Genomic DNA, 14906 nt, shown 5'->3' with positions numbered 1-14906 from the left:
GCCACTACCTGGGCGAGTATGCCGATCACGCCGCGATGCCGACGAGCGATCGAGCGCGTCGTACCGGGCTACCGGTCCTCGATCACCTGGCGCAGCTGCTCGCGGGTGATCGCGCCGCCGCTGAAGCCCGCCAGCCGGTCGAGCGGGATGCCGGCCGCCATCGCGGCCACCGCACCGAAGCCGGCCGCCTCGTCCGGCACACCGGCCGGCATCACTTGCGCCAGCAGCGTCTGCAACCGTTGCCGCGCGGCCGGGTCGGCGAACACCTCGGCCAACGTGGACGACATCCGCAACGGCACCGCGGCCGGGGTGCCCTCGACCGGCACCGTGATCTCGGCTCGGATGTCGCGGCTGGAGGCGCCCACGTCGATCCGGTAGGTCCCGGGTTCGAGCTCCCAATCCCCCATCCGCACATCCCAATACAGCAGATCGTCGCGGTCCAGGCGGACCTGCAGACGCTGCTGCTGCCCCGGTTCCAGCTGCACCGAGCCGAACCCGACGAGTTGCCGCGGCGCGCGTTGCACCCGCGAGTCCGGCACCGCGAGATAGAACTGCGCCACCTCACGTCCGGCACGCGCACCGGTGTTGACGATCGTCACGGCAGCCACCAACCCGTCACCGTCGGGCTGCACCTGCAGATCGCGGTACTCGAAGCTGGTGTAGGACAAGCCATGTCCGAACGCGAACTCGACGCTGAGGTCACGCGCGTCGTACCAGCGGTAGCCGACGAAGATGCCCTCGCCGTAGCGCACCTGCCCGGCCTCGCCGGGAAAGTTCAAGTACGACGGCGCGTCGGCCAACCGGCGGGGTGCGGTCTCGGCCAGCTTCCCGGACGGATTCACCAGCCCGTAGAGCACGTCGGCGACCGCCGCGCCACCGCCCTGACCGCCCAGCGCGGCGTCGAGCACCGCGGGCGCGGCCACCGGTCGCAGGGCCAGCACCCCGCCGTGCACCAGCACCACGACGGTGCGCGGCTGCACGGCAAGCACCGCGGCCAGCAGATCCAATTGCTCTGGCGGCAGGTCGATGCCGGTCCGGTCGAATCCCTCGCTTTCGGCGGCGTCGTCCAGACCCAGGAACACCACCGCGGCACCGGCGTCGGCGGCGATGCCGGCCGCCTCGGCGCACAACGCAGCCGGGTCGCCGTCGCCGCCGTATCCCGCGGCGAACTGCACCGGGCCGCCGGCACGCGCCGCGATCTCGTCGAGCGGTATGTCGAGCCGGGTCGGTGGCACGTGGGAACTGCCGCCGCCTTGATAGCGCGGCGTGCGGGCGAACTCGCCGATCACGGCCACAGCTTCACCGGCCGGCAGCGGCAACGTGGCTGAACCCGGCGCGAAGTCGTCGTTGCGCAGCAGCACGATCGCTCGGCGGGCAGCCTCGCGCGCCAGTTCGTGGTGCGCATCGGTGTCGACCACGGTGTCCGGGCGGCGGTTCCGGGCGCCGCGCCGAGCCAAGGCGGCGATCCGGTCGGCGCTGACGGCCACGGCCGCGGCCACCGCGGCATCGGTTCGCACCGCCGCGAGCACCTCGCGGTCGCCGACGTCGTCGCCGCCGGGCATGGTCAGGTCCATACCGGCGGTCACCGCGGCGACCCGGTCGGCGACCGCGCCCCAGTCGCTGACCACCACGCCGTCGAACCCCCACTGTTCGCGCAACACCGTGGTCAGCAGCCAGCGGTCCTCGGTGGCCGGCACCCCGTTGATCTGGTTGTAGGCCGCCATCACCGTCCACGGCTTGGCCCGGGTCACGATCCGGTGGAACGGCCGCAGGTAGATCTCACGCAACGCGCGGGCGTCGACCTCGGCGCTGACCCGCATCCGGTCGGTTTCCTGGTTGTTGGCCGCGAAGTGCTTGACCGAGGCCCCTACGCCGCGGGCCTGGATACCCGAGACCCAGGCGCTGCCCAGCACCCCGGCCAGGTGCGGATCCTCGGAGTAGTACTCGAAGTTGCGCCCGCCGCGCGGATCCCGCTTGATGTTGACCCCGGGCCCCAACACCACCTGCACGTCCAGGGCGTGCGCCTCGGTCCCGATCGCGCCGGCCACCCGCGCGATCAGCTCCGGATCCCAGGTTTGGGCCAGCGCGACCGCCGGCGGAAAGCAAGTGGCCGGTTCGGCCGCGTTGATCCCCAGGTGGTCGGTCGCGCCGCGCTGGCGGCGTACACCGTGCGGGCCGTCGGTCAGGGTGATCGAGCCGACCGGCTCGGCACCGGCCGGCTCGACGGCCTTGGTGGTCCAGAAGTCAGCGCCGCTGGTCAGCTTCGCCTGCTCGGCGATCGGCAACTCACCCATTCGCTCGACGGTAGCGCCTACTGCGGTCCGGAGGTGCCGATGTCAGCCACACCAGCAACGGCATGTGCAAAGCTGTAGCCGAGTAGACCCGGTCAGCCCGGGCCGATGCCAGGATGCGGATGGAGAGCGCCGATGACCTTCAACGAAGGGGTCCGGATCGACACCAGCACCACGTCGACGAGCGGCGGCGGGGGCGGGTTCGGCGGTCGCGGTATGGCGATCGGCGGCGGCGTCGGTGGTTTGATCATCATGCTGCTGGCGCTGTTCCTGGGTGTGGACCCGGGCGGCATCGTCACTCAGCAGAGCGTCGATTCCCCCGGCGTGCAGACTCCCGGATTCGACAAGTCCAAGTGCCGCACCGGAGCTGACGCCAACACCATGGTCGAGTGCCGGGTGATCGCGACCGGCAACTCGGTGGACACGGTCTTCGGCCAGCTGCTGCGCGGGTACACCCCGCCGTCGATGATGCTGTTCAGCGGGCAGGTCGACACCGCGTGCGGTGCAGCCACCAGCGACGTCGGCCCGTTCTACTGCCCGGCCGACCGCACCGCCTACTTCGACGTCGACTTCTTCGACCTGCTCACGACCCGGTTCGGTTCCAGCGGTGGGCCACTGGCCCAGGAGTACGTGGTGGCCCACGAGTACGGCCACCACGTGCAGAACCTGATGGGCAACCTGGCCAAGGCGCAGCGCGGCCCGCAGGGCGCGGAAGGCAACAGCGTGCGCACCGAGCTGCAGGCCGACTGCTACGCCGGTGTGTGGGCGCACTACGCCGCGGTGATCAACGCCCCCGGATCCGATCAACCGTTCCTGAAGCCGTTGAGCGACAAGGACATCAGTGATGCGCTGTCGGCGGCTGCCTCGGTGGGCGACGACCGGATCCAGAAGGCAGCCACCGGGCGGGTCGACCCGGAGGGCTGGACGCACGGTTCGTCCGAGCAGCGTCAGCACTGGTTCACCGTCGGTTACCAGACCGGCGACCTGCGCAAGTGTGACACCTACGGCGCCGCGAGCCTCGACGGTTAGTCACAGCGAGGAACGTGACCCCAAGGACATCCACCCCGGTCGATTCGGTCGCTGACCGCTACCTCGACACTCTTGCCGCCCTCGACCCATGCGCGGCAACCGAACTGGGCATCGTCGGTCATGACGATCGACTCACCGACTACTCCCCCGAGGCCACCGATGCCCGCGCGGATGCGGCCCGCGCGGCGCTACGCGAACTCGACGCCGCCGCCCCGGTCGACAGCACCGACCGGGTGACCGCGGCCGCCATGCGGGAGCGGCTCGGGGTCGTCCTGGACTGTCACGAGGCAGCTTTGGATGTCGGCGAGTTGAACGTCATCGCCTCACCGCTGCAAACCATCCGTGACGTGTTCGACCTGATGGCCACCGAAACCGAGGAAGATTGGGCGCTGATCGCCCGGCGATTGGCCGCGGTGCCGGCCAGCGTGGACAGCTACCTGGTGGCGCTGCGCGAGCGCACCGAACGCGGCCGACCGCCCGCGCTGCGGCAGGTGGCCCGCGGCATCACGCAGGCCGTCACCTCCGCCGACTTGTTCGTCGAGATGATCAGCGGCGCACCGGAAACCAGCCCGGCGCTGACCACCTCGCTGGCCGAGAACGCGGCGGCCGCGGCCTCGGCCTACCAGCGGTTGGCCGAGGTGCTGCGCACCGAGGTGGCACCGCGGGCCGGCACCCAGGATGGCTGCGGGCGCGACGAGTACCGGCTGCACTCCCGGCAATTCCTGGGCGCCGAGGTGGATGTGGACGAAACCTACAGCTGGGGCCTGGCTCTGTTGGAATCCATTGTCGCCGAACAGTATTCGATCGCCGACCGGCTCTACCCCGGGGCCACGCCGGCCGAGGCGATGGCGGCGTTGGACGCCGAGTCGCGCTACACCGTGTCGGGTGTGGACGCGCTGCAGCGCTGGATGCAGGAGCTGTCCGACCGGGTGGTGGCAGCACTGGCGGGCACGCACTTCGAGATCGCCGAACCGTTGTGCACGCTGGAATGCCGAATCGCCCCCACCGCGACCGGCGGCATCTACTACACCGGGCCGTCGGAGGATCTGAGCCGGCCGGGCCGGATGTGGTGGTCGGTGCCGCCCGGTGTCGACGAGTTCCACATCTGGAAGGAGACCACCACGGTCTTCCATGAGGGCGTGCCCGGTCATCACCTGCAGATCGGTCGGGCCGTGGCGCTGGGCGACCAGCTCAACCGGTGGCGCCGGCTGGGGTGTTGGGTGTCCGGCCACGGTGAGGGTTGGGCGCTGTACGCCGAACGGCTGATGGCCGAGCTGGGCTGGCTCGACGATGACGGCGACCGGATGGGGATGCTCGACGCCCAGCGGTTCCGCGCCGCGCGGGTGGTGATCGACATCGGTGTGCACTGCGGACTGCCGGCACCCGGCGGTGGGCACTGGGACGCCGAGCGCGCCTGGGAGTTCCTCACCACGCACTCGGCGATGGCCGAGGAGAATCTGCGCTTCGAGTTGGATCGCTACCTGGGCTGGCCCGGGCAGGCGCCGTCGTATGCGATCGGGCAGCGATTCTGGCAGCAGCTGCGCGACGACGCCTTGGCCGCGGGGTCCTCGCTGCGTGAGTTCCACAGCCGCGCACTGGACTTGGGCGGGCTGCCACTCGACGTGCTGAAGTCGGCGCTGTCGGCGTAGCCGGCCGCCGTCCGCTGCTGGCCGCACCCCACCGCCGGCCGCCCCCCGGCCGAAACTGCGGTTTCATCCGCGACACGCCGTCCTAGGCGGATCGTTTCGCAGTTTCTACGACGGGGGGCGCGGCTACCGTCGACCTAGAGCCGAGCCGTCGCGGCGATCGCGTTGTCGGTGGTGCGCAACGGCCGGATCAGACCGTCCTGCCCGAACGACGCGATCAGTTCGCCGGCCTCGGTGTGCACGGTGCCGCGCACATAGGACATGCCGGCCCCGACCTGGGTGCTCTCATGGGTGTAGAGCAGCCAACCGTCCCAGCTGACCGGCTCGTGGAAACTGACCGTCACGGTCATCGGCGCGGTCGACACGGTCAGGTGCGCCTGCGCCGTACCGATCCCCTCGTGTGCCCGCATGGTGGTCGAAATACCCAGGTGTCCAGTGAAATACGCGATCAACGCCTTGGCCAGATCGTCGCGGGTCGGGATCGGGTCGTAGTGCAGCCAGGCGTACAGCTCGGGTGGACCCACCTCGTCGGGGCTGTTCACGTCCACCACGTCGACCAACCGGACCTGCCGGCCCACCATCGGCATCCGGCACTCGTTGGCCTCGTCCGGTCCGGCCACATCCGGGCGCGGCTGGTGGTGGGTGATCACATCAGCGGTCGGCACGTCGGCCAACACGGTGATGGTGATGCAGCGCTTGCCGTTCTGCAGTGCGGTGACCACGGCGGTCGCGGTCGAACGACCTTCCTGCACCACATCGATCAGCAATTCCACCGGCGCACCGACCAGTACGGCCCGGCTGAACACCGCGTGCGCCGAACGCACCGACTTCTCCGGGAACCGCTTGGCCACCGCGACGATGCTCTGGGCCAGCACCTGGGTGCCCTCGACCACCTGACGCTCGTCCTCACCGGTCGGTCCGGTGGGAGCCGCGAACTTGTTCTCCTCGATCTGCTCGACGTCGAACAGGTCGAGCAGCGTCTGAACGGTCCAGACGATCGGTTCCGATTGCGTTGTCACTGTTGATTTCCTCCTGATCGGGTGACGACTTTGATTACGGTGTCGGCGAATTCGCCGATGGTCTGCGGTGCGGCGAAGTCGGCGAACCAGACGTAGAAACGTTCGATGCCGCGGGCCTGCAACCCGTCGAAGTGGGCCGACAACTCGCCCGCGTCGCCGCACACCAGCCCGTCGCCCAGATGTCCGAAGCGCCGCGTGCTGGTTTCGACCACTTTTTCGCGGTCGGCGTCGGCGCCGACGAAACCGACCATCTGCTGCAACGACGCCCGGGCCGACCCGATGGTCGGTAGCAGATCGTCGAGCCGGTCGAGTTGGTGCGACGGAATGTTCCACCAGTCCGCGTAGCGGCGGACCAGGTCCATGGTGGTCTTGCCGGTACCGCCGAGGACCAACGGGATCGGTTGGGCGGCAACGGGTTGCTGGGTGCGTTCGGTGACCCCGGCACAGCCCCAGTACTCGCGGATCAGCTCCACATCGGCGGCCAGCCGACGCGCGCGTCCCTTGGCGTCGTCACCGCCGTCGATGCCGAAGCGGTCGAATTCGGCCGGCCAGGATCCGGAACCGAGGCCCAGTTCGAACCGACCGCCGGATGCCTCGGCCAGCGTGACAGCTTGCTTGGCCAGCACCGCCGGATGCCGGAAGGCGTCACAGAGCACCAGGTGAGAAATCCGCAGCCGTTCGGTGGCCGCCGCCACCCAAGTGGCGATAGTCATTGCCTCCCAGATGCTTTGGTCTTGCGCACCGGGAGGCTCCAGGTGGTCGATGAACGCGATGCCGTCGAATCCGGCCGCTTCGGCGGTGCGCGCGCGCAACACCACCTCATCGATGCCCAGCCGCACTTGGGGCAAAAACAGGTACCACTCGGCCATGGGTCCAAGACAGTAACGGCCCGGGCGGCCTGCGCGCTAGACACTCGCACAGCACGGTGTAAAGCCGGTACCCTCGTCCACCAACGTGGCAATCCGTGCGCGTGGAAGCTCTAGGGGTGGCAATGGCAGTGCCGAACGGCGCCAAGGCGCAGCGGCCCGCCGGTGAGTCGCGCGCCGAGAGCTTCATGCGCTCCGCCCTGGCAATCCTGGGCGAAACCGGGCGCACCGACTTCACCGTGGCCGAGGTGGTGGAGCGGTCCAAGACCTCACTGCGCGCGTTCTACCAGCACTTCGCCAGCAAGGACGAACTGCTGTTGGCGCTGGTCGAGAAGATCATGGCGGACTCCACCGAACGCTGGACCGAAGAGACCGCGGGTCGACCCAGCACCGAGGCGCTGCGGATGCTGATCGACCGGATCAGTGCGCCGGCGGCATCGAGCACCCAGAACAGCATCAACCGAGGTCTGACCTACTACGACGACCACCTGCTGGAGACCCGGCCCAAGGAGTTCGCCCGGGTGCTCTCGCCCCTGCACGGGTTGATCTGCGACATCCTGCAGCGCGGTGTCGACGAGGGCAGTTTCCGGCCCGATCTGGACGTCCAGACCGACGCCGCGATCCTGATGCAAACCGTGCTCGGCGCGGTGCGGCTGCGGGATCTGGGCGCAGAACTCAACGGGCGGCCGATCGACGGCGCCCACGTCTACGGTTTTTGTCTGCGCGGACTGCTGCGCTGACCATCTGACCTGCACGAACCTGGTTCAACGTTACATTCTGGCGGCATACCGTCACGGCGTGGTAACCTCGTTACCACTGGGGTGGTAATGGCGTTACCGCCACCGTCTGCCCCTTCGGTCAACTGACAGCCCAGGAGTCCACAATGCCGTCCCGCATCCTCGACTATCCGGTGTTCGACGCCGACAACCACTTCTACGAACCCAAGGAAGCGCTCACCCAGTTCCTGCCCGAGAACCGCAAGGGCGTCATCGACTACATCGACGTGCACGGCCGGACCAAGATCGTGGTGCGCAACCAGATCAGCGACTACATCCCCAACCCCACCTTCGAGGTGGTCGCCCGCCCCGGCGCCCAGGAGGAGTACTTCCGGCACGGCAGCGGCGGCAAGAGCTACCGCGAGGTGATGGGCAAGCCGATGAAGGCGATCCCGGCCTTCCGCAATCCCGAAGCCCGGCTCGAAGTGCTCGACGGCCTGGGCCTGGATTACACGATCATGTTCCCCACCCTGGCCAGCCTGGTCGAGGAACGGCTCAAGGACGACCCGGACCTGATCCTCGACATCATTCACGCGCTCAACCAGTGGATGTATGAGACCTGGTCGTTCAACTACTCCGACCGCATCTTCTCCACCCCGGTGATCAACCTCGGCGTGGTCGACCGCGCCCTCGAGGAACTGGAGTGGTGCCTCGAGCGGGGCGCCAAGACCGTGCTGGTCCGGCCCGCACCGGTCCCCGGTTACCGCGGCAGCCGCTCGATGGGCCTGCCCGAGTTCGACCCGTTCTGGGACGCCTGCGTCAAGGCCGGCATCCCGGTCTGCATGCACGCCTCCGACAGCGGCTATGCGCAGTACCTCAACGACTGGGAGCCCGCCGACGAGTTCCTGCCGTTCAAGCCGACCTCGTTCCGGATGGTGGCCATGGGCAAGCGCCCGATCGAGGACACCATGGCCGCGCTGGTCTGCCACGGCGCGCTGACCCGTAATCCGGACCTGCGCATCCTGTCGGTGGAGAACGGCGCCTCCTGGGTGCCCTACCTGTTCTACCAGTTCAAGGACGTCTATTCGAAGATGCCGCAGGAGTTTCCAGAGGACCCGATCGAGGCCTTCAAGCGCTGCGTGTACGTCGCTCCGTTCTGGGAGGACGACTTCAAGCAGATGGCCGACCTGTGCGGCATCGACCGGATCATCTTCGGTTCGGACTGGCCGCATCCGGAGGGCCTGGCAGATCCGATCACCTTGGCCGACGACCTGGAGCGCCAGGGCCTCGACGATGAAGGTGTCCGCAAGGTGATGGGCAAGAACCTGATCGACCTGTTCGGCGTCGAGAACAAGCAGGTGCACAAGCCCGATGTGCCAGCCCTGGTGATCGCCTGATCCCGTCTCGTATACCGTGAGCGTGTCGGTACCACCGGCGCGCTCACGGTGCTTGATCCCCCATCGCGAAGAGGCACAACGAAACTCATGACCGAAGTGGCAAATCCAGAACAGATGTTGTTCGCCTCAACCGCACAGGCGTTCATCGACAAGGAAGCCTCGCTGGAGCGCGTGCGCGCACTGCACGCCGAAGGTGTTGCCTTCGAACCGGACTGGTGGCAGCGAGCCGCCGAGCTGGGTTGGGCCAGCCTGCTGGTTCCCGAGGAACTCGGTGGCGGCAGCGTTTCCGGCGACGGTCTGGCTGATCTGGCGCTGGTGGCCGAGCAGATCGGGCGCACCGTCGCGCCGGGTCCGCTGCATCCGGTCAGCGTCGTGCTGGCCGGCCTGGTGGAGGCGCCGGAGGGACACGAGGAGACCATCGAGTCGCTGGTGTCCGGTGAACTCGTCGCATCCTGGGCGGTGTACGAACCGGGCCAACCGTTCGATCCCACTCGGGCCGGACTCACCGCGACCCGCACCGAATCCGGTTGGCGCCTCGACGGAGTCAAAGACCGGGTGGAAGCAGGTGACAACGCGGGCCTGCTGTTGGTCACCGCCGACGACGGTGGTCAGCTGCGCCAGGTGCTGGTGCCCACCGATGCGGCCGGCGTCACGGTCACCCCGGCGCAGTCGCTGGATCTGGTGAAGCGGTACGCCCGAGTGGAATTCGCCGGTGTCGAGGTGCCCGAGAGCGCTGCGGTGGGTACCGCCGAGAACACCGCCGCGATCGTCGAACGGCAGCGCCAGATCGCACTGGTGCTGCAGTGCGCCGAGATCGTCGGCATCCTCGACGCGGTGCTGGCCATGACCTTCCAGTGGCTCAGCGACCGGCACAGCTTCGGTCGGCCGCTGTCGTCATATCAGGCGCTCAAGCACCGCGCCGCGGACATGAAGCTGTGGTTCGAGGCAGCCCGAGCCACCACCGCGGGTGCCGTCGCGGCGGTGTCCGCACGCTCACCCGAGGCGCCCAGGCTGGTGGCGGTGGCCAAGGCATACGTGGCCGAACGGGCGCCGGCGATGCTGCAGGACTGCGTGCAACTGCACGGCGGCATCGGCGTCACCTGGGAGCACGATCTGCACCTGTATCTGCGGCGAGTTGCGTTGTACCGGGCCATGTTCGGCTCCCCCGAAGATCACCAGCGTGCCGTGTACGCGCTGAACAGGAAGGCGGAAAGCAAGGCATGACCGAGACCGTGATCGCCTCCGAGACCACCGAGTCCGTCGAAGAATTCGCCACCCGGGCACGGGCCTGGCTGGCCGAGAACATGCCGGCGATCGATCCGGACAACCCGCCCTACTCTGTGCGCGCCGAACAGTCGTCCTGGGACCGGGCCCGGGATCTGCAGCGCAAGTTGTACGCCGGTGGCTTCGCCGGGATCTGCTTCCCGCGCGAGTACGGCGGTCTGGGTTTGGACATCGCCTATCAGCAGGCGTTCAACGTCGAAACCCGCGGCTATGAGATGCCGCTGATCCTCAACGTGCCGTCGTTCGCCATCTGCGCGGCAACGATCCTGGACATGGGTAGCGAAGAGCAGAAGCGCGAGCACATCGCCGCGGCGATCCGCGGTGATCAGATCCTGTGCCAGCTGTTGTCCGAACCCAGTGGCGGCTCCGATCTGGCTGGTGTGATCACCCGCGCCGAGAAGGTCGGCGACAAGTGGATCATCAACGGGGCCAAGACCTGGAGTACCAGCGCGTTCGCCGCGGACTACGGGCTGATGCTGGCGCGCACCGACTGGTCGGTGCCCAAGCACGAGGGTCTGACCATGTTCCTGGTGCCGCTGGCCGCCGACGGCATCACGATGCGCCGGATCAAGGAAGTCAACGGCAACGAAGAATTCTGCGAGGAGTTCTTCGACGGCCTCGAGTTGCCCGCGGACGCCGTGGTCGGCGAGGTGAACAACGGCTGGGCGGTGGCGTCCCGGCAGTTGTTCCACGAGCGCCGCGCGGTCGGCGGCGGTTCGGAGTTCATCAGCGGCACCGGTTCGGAGAATGCCAACGAGGCGCCGCCGGATCACATCGGACTGGCCGAGGCGGCCGGGCTCGGTGACGACACCGCTATCCAGGAATTGGCCGGCAAGGCCTTCGTGCACCGCGAGGTCAAGCAACAGTTGATCGCGCATGTGTCGGCCGCGGTGGCCAATGGTTCGCTGCCGCCGACCGCGGGCACCCTGATCCGGCTGTTCCACGCCGAGACCACCGAACTCGAGGTGGACACTGCGCTGCAGATCGCGGGCACCGCCGGTGTGGTCGACGACGGATCCGGTCTGCTCGAGGTCGGGGTCCGGTACCTGTCGCGGCAGACCGGCTCACTCGGCGGCGGTAGCACCGAAATGGCCCGCAACGTGATCAGCGAACGCGTGCTCGGTTTCCCGCGCGAAATGGCTGCCGACCGCGGCGTGCCGTTCAACCAGGTCAAACGCAACCGCTCGTCCTGAGGTTCAAACCGCGCCGGCAGCTGGCTAGTGTGAGGTGAGCTGTGTACACCGGAGCGAGGAGTAGCCCATGACGACCATCGACGTCTCCCCCGCCTTGGCCGCCTCGCGCGCGTCCTGGGCTGCGGTGCAGGCCCAGGACAAGCAGGCCTGGCTGGCGTTGATGGCCGACGACGTCGTCATCGAGGATCCGATCGGGCCCGCCCCGACCAACGCCGACGGCAACGGGGTGCGCGGCAAGGCCGCGGTGGCCGAGTTCTACGACACCATCGTCGGCAAGAGCAACACGCGGATCACCTGCGAGGAGACTTTCCCGTCCAGCTCGCCCAGCGAGATCGCGCACATCCTGGTGCTGCGCAGCCATTTCGACGGCGGCATGACCTCCACCGTGCGCGGGGTGTTCACCTACCGGGTCGACGACGCCGGCTTGATCACCAACCTGCGCGGGTACTGGAACATGAACACCATGGAGTTCGGCCAGGCCGAGAGCTGAGAGGTCGCCGGTTGCGATGTGCCAGTACTGCGGATGCCGGGACATGCCGTTGCTGCGCGACTACATCGCCGAGCATGAACGGGTGATCAACCACGGCGGCGCCGCGGTGCGGGCTCTGGACGCCGGGGACCTGGACAAGGCACGCCGCGAGGTGGCCGCGATGACCGAGGAACTGCGCGCGCATTGGCGCGGCGAGGAGAACGGTTTGTTCGCGGTGCTGCGCGACGAGGACGACATGTTCGCCGAGCACATCAGCCCGCTGGTGGCCGAACACCGCGCGTTGGGCGCGTTCCTGGATGGCGTCGACGTCACCGCGGCCGCCGACCAGCAGCGGATCCGCCGCGAACTCGACGAACTGTATGCCCACATCGCCAAGGAAGAGGACGGCTTGTTTCCGGCCTCGCTGACCACGCTGGACGGTGGACAGTGGGACACCGCGATCGCGGCCTGGCATGAGGCGCACCCGGGCGCGCAGATGATCGGCGAATAGCCAAAGAAAACCCCGTCACCGCGGTAACGGTGACGGGGCTTCGGCGGTCAGGAAAGTGCGGTGATCACCACTGGCCGAGCTGGCAGCGCGGGCTGTAGGGCGCCGCGACGTCGGCGACGACCTGGCCGTCGACGCTGATCTGGCAGCGCGCGTTCGGCGCACCCTGGCCACCGTGGGTGGTGCTGCTGGCGGTCAGGATGGCCCACTGCGGGTCGGCGAGGTCGGCGCTGTACACCCAGGGCGCATCCGGTGCGACGGTGACCTTCTCGCGCTTGAGGTAGGAGTAGGCGTCGGCGTTGTACGCGTCCTTGCTTTCCGGCTGATTGACCAGATAGGTGATCTCAAAGGCGTAGGGCGCATCGGACAGCAGCGTGTAGGTCACGTTGCCGGCGGCCGGTGCGGGTTCGGTAGTGGGCTCCTCGGCCGGCGTCGCCTCGGCGGGCGCCTGTTCAGCAGGAGCCGCTTCGGCCGGAGCCTGTTCGGCGGGAGCCTGTTCGGTGGTGGGTTCGGGGGACGGCGTGACTTCAGGATCGGCGTTGGCCGTACCCAGACCGATCGTCACTGCCGCGGACACCGCCATCGCCGAGATGCCGAACGTCGCCCCTACCTTGCGCATCACTATTCCCATGCTGCTCATATCTACCCACGGTAGTGGTTCGTTACACCCGGCGGTCAAATACCTGGTCGCCGTCGGTCAGGCATCCAAGCGGGCGAATTGGCGTCCGCGGTACTGCTCCACGCAGGTCGATCGACGCACCTTGCCGCTGGTCGTGACCGGTATCGAGCCGGGCGGCACCAACACCAGGTCGGCAATGGCCAGACCGTGTGTCTGCGAGACGGCGGCCGCAACCTCGCTCTTGACCGCCGCCAATTTGGCGGCCACCTCGGCTTCCGGCTCGTCGCGCTTGCGCACTTCGGCGATCACCACGAGTTTCTCGGTGGTGGCGTCCGGAACGGCGATCGCCACGCACCGGCCGTGGGTGATCTCCTGGATGGTGGCCTCGATGTCGTCGGGCGAATGGTTGCGGCCGTAGACGATCAGCAGATCCTTGATCCGGGCGATGATGTAGAGCTCGTTCTCGAAGAAGAAGCCCGAATCGCCGGTCCGTAACCACGGGCCCTCGGGGGTGCCCGGAGCCGGCGTCTCGATGCTCGCCTGGAACATCTCCTTCGACGAATCGGCCTTGCCCCAGTAACCCTGCGCGACATTGGGGCCGTGCACCCAGATCTCACCGACGGTGCCCGACGGACACTCCTGCCGGCTGTCCGGGTCGACGACGCGCACCAGCGGCGAGGTCGCCGGGCCGTAGCTGACCAGGGCGATACCGCCCTGCTCGCAGGGCTCGGCCTTCCCGGCACTGAGCTTCTCGGAGTCGAACCGCACCACCTTCGGCGGGTCGCCGGCGTCCCGGCTGGCAACGAAGACGGTCGCCTCGGCGAGACCGTAGGACGGTCGGACCACTTCCTCGCGCAGGCCCAGTGGTCTGAACCGCTGCGTGAAGCGTTGCAGCGTAGCCGGATTCACGCGTTCGCTGCCGGTGGCGATCACCAGCACGTCGGACAGGTCGAGTCCGGCCATGTCCTCGTCGGAGGTCTTGCGCACCGCCAACTCGAACGCGAAATTCGGTCCGGCCGTGAAGCTCTTGGGGTGCCCGGCCAGCAGTTGCATCCACCGCGCGGGCCGCTGCAGGAACGCAACCGGGCTGGTGATCACCGCCGGTACACCCTGCAGGATGGGGGCACAGATACCCAGATACAGCCCCATGTCGTGGTAGAACGGCAGCCACGACACCACGGTGGCGCCGGCCGGCGGCACGTGCCCCCATTGGGCGAAGTACCCGCCGGCCCACTGACCGAAGTTGGCCATGATGTTGTCGTGCGACATCACCACCCCGGCCGGTGACCGGGTCGAGCCCGACGTGTACTGCAGATAGGCGAGGTCCGGCAGGTCGTCGTCGTCGTCGCCGGCGCCGGAGACCGGTGCAGCGTCCAGGTCGAGCTGGTCGACCTCGACGACCGCGGGCGCCACGACGCCGTCGTGCGCGCGCACGTATTCGTCGACCACCCCCGATACCGCCGACGTGGTGAGCAGCACCGACGGAGCCGCATCGAGCAGCACAGAGGTGACCCGCTCGTCGCTGACGCCGCCCTGCGGAACCGCCAGCGGCACCGCGGCCAGCCCGGCCTGCAGCGCGCCCAGAAACGCCACGACGTAGTCGAGGCTCTGCGGCGCGAGGATCACCGCACGATCCCCCGGCGCGCCCACGCGGCTGAACTCCCGTGCGGCATTCACCGTTCGGCGGTACACCTGTGCCCAGGTCAGCGTTTCGGCGACACCGTTCCAGTCGGTGTCGTAGTCGACGAACGTGAATGCGATGTCGTTGGGCTGCATACTCGCGCGCTCGCGCAGCACCGTGGGGACGCAAGGCTCATTCACGCGATCACGGTACCGCCGTGGTGGCGCGCAGCGCGGTGAAATGCGGGC

Annotated in this window: 13 protein-coding genes; 8 read left to right on the top strand and 5 right to left on the bottom strand. The window is 68.2% G+C overall.

Annotated features, from left to right (window positions below; genetic code table 11):
* Positions 1 to 68 precede the first annotated feature (68 nt).
* Positions 69 to 2294, bottom strand: a complete 2226-nt coding sequence (locus tag AC5Y3P_RS02355; protein ID WP_500044295.1) for a glycoside hydrolase family 3 C-terminal domain-containing protein — start codon at positions 2292 to 2294, stop codon at positions 69 to 71.
* Between the two features lie 132 nt (positions 2295 to 2426).
* Between AC5Y3P_RS02355 and ypfJ the strand changes: the two genes are divergently transcribed.
* Entirely contained in the window at positions 2427 to 3320 is an 894-nt protein-coding gene (gene ypfJ, locus AC5Y3P_RS02350) for a KPN_02809 family neutral zinc metallopeptidase (RefSeq protein ID WP_500044294.1), read from the top strand.
* Between the two features lie 14 nt (positions 3321 to 3334).
* Complete coding sequence (locus tag AC5Y3P_RS02345) at positions 3335 to 4969, top strand: DUF885 domain-containing protein (RefSeq protein WP_500044293.1); 1635 nt, start codon at positions 3335 to 3337, stop codon at positions 4967 to 4969.
* A 134-nt stretch (positions 4970 to 5103) separates the two neighbouring features.
* Here the strand turns inward: AC5Y3P_RS02345 and AC5Y3P_RS02340 are convergent, their stop codons facing one another.
* Positions 5104 to 5985: an acyl-CoA thioesterase gene (locus AC5Y3P_RS02340; protein WP_500044292.1), complete on the bottom strand. Its 882-nt coding sequence runs from the start codon at positions 5983 to 5985 to the stop codon at positions 5104 to 5106.
* Complete coding sequence (locus AC5Y3P_RS02335; RefSeq protein WP_500044291.1) at positions 5982 to 6854, bottom strand: LLM class flavin-dependent oxidoreductase; 873 nt, start codon at positions 6852 to 6854, stop codon at positions 5982 to 5984. The genes AC5Y3P_RS02340 and AC5Y3P_RS02335 overlap by 4 nt, the downstream gene beginning before the upstream one ends.
* Positions 6855 to 6976: 122 nt before the next feature.
* Between AC5Y3P_RS02335 and AC5Y3P_RS02330 the strand changes: the two genes are divergently transcribed.
* The 6 genes from AC5Y3P_RS02330 to AC5Y3P_RS02305 all read left to right on the top strand — a co-directional run bounded on the left by AC5Y3P_RS02330 (position 6977) and on the right by AC5Y3P_RS02305 (position 12421).
* Entirely contained in the window at positions 6977 to 7591 is a 615-nt protein-coding gene (locus AC5Y3P_RS02330; RefSeq protein WP_500044290.1) for a TetR/AcrR family transcriptional regulator, read from the top strand.
* Between the two features lie 143 nt (positions 7592 to 7734).
* On the top strand, positions 7735 to 8964 hold the full coding sequence (locus AC5Y3P_RS02325; protein ID WP_500044289.1) for an amidohydrolase family protein: 1230 nt from the start codon (positions 7735 to 7737) through the stop codon (positions 8962 to 8964).
* An 87-nt stretch (positions 8965 to 9051) separates the two neighbouring features.
* Positions 9052 to 10188 (top strand): acyl-CoA dehydrogenase family protein, encoded by a 1137-nt coding sequence (locus AC5Y3P_RS02320; RefSeq protein WP_500044288.1) that lies wholly within the window; start codon positions 9052 to 9054, stop codon positions 10186 to 10188.
* The gene (locus AC5Y3P_RS02315; protein ID WP_500044287.1) at positions 10185 to 11441 is read left to right on the top strand and encodes an acyl-CoA dehydrogenase family protein; all 1257 of its coding nucleotides are present in this window, start codon (positions 10185 to 10187) and stop codon (positions 11439 to 11441) included. Before AC5Y3P_RS02320 ends, AC5Y3P_RS02315 begins: the two co-directional genes overlap by 4 nt.
* Positions 11442 to 11508: 67 nt before the next feature.
* Entirely contained in the window at positions 11509 to 11931 is a 423-nt protein-coding gene (locus tag AC5Y3P_RS02310; RefSeq protein WP_500044286.1) for a nuclear transport factor 2 family protein, read from the top strand.
* Positions 11932 to 11974: 43 nt separating this feature from the next.
* Positions 11975 to 12421, top strand: coding sequence for a hemerythrin domain-containing protein (locus tag AC5Y3P_RS02305; protein ID WP_500044285.1), 447 nt, complete (start codon positions 11975 to 11977; stop codon positions 12419 to 12421).
* A 64-nt stretch (positions 12422 to 12485) separates the two neighbouring features.
* Here the strand turns inward: AC5Y3P_RS02305 and AC5Y3P_RS02300 are convergent, their stop codons facing one another.
* Together AC5Y3P_RS02300 and AC5Y3P_RS02295 are read right to left on the bottom strand one after the other, a co-directional pair.
* Positions 12486 to 13058 carry an Rv2576c family protein gene (locus AC5Y3P_RS02300; RefSeq protein ID WP_500044284.1) on the bottom strand — a complete coding sequence of 191 codons (573 nt, stop codon included), beginning with the start codon at positions 13056 to 13058 and terminating at the stop codon, positions 12486 to 12488.
* Positions 13059 to 13115: 57 nt separating this feature from the next.
* A complete protein-coding gene (locus AC5Y3P_RS02295; protein WP_500044283.1) occupies positions 13116 to 14858 on the bottom strand; it encodes an AMP-binding protein in 1743 nt (580 codons plus the stop codon).
* Between the last annotated feature and the right edge of the window lie 48 nt (positions 14859 to 14906).

The organism is Mycobacterium sp. NGS45 (assembly GCF_059812645.1).
Note: the sequence above shows the minus strand (reverse complement) of the source record. Positions and strands in the feature narration are given on the sequence as shown.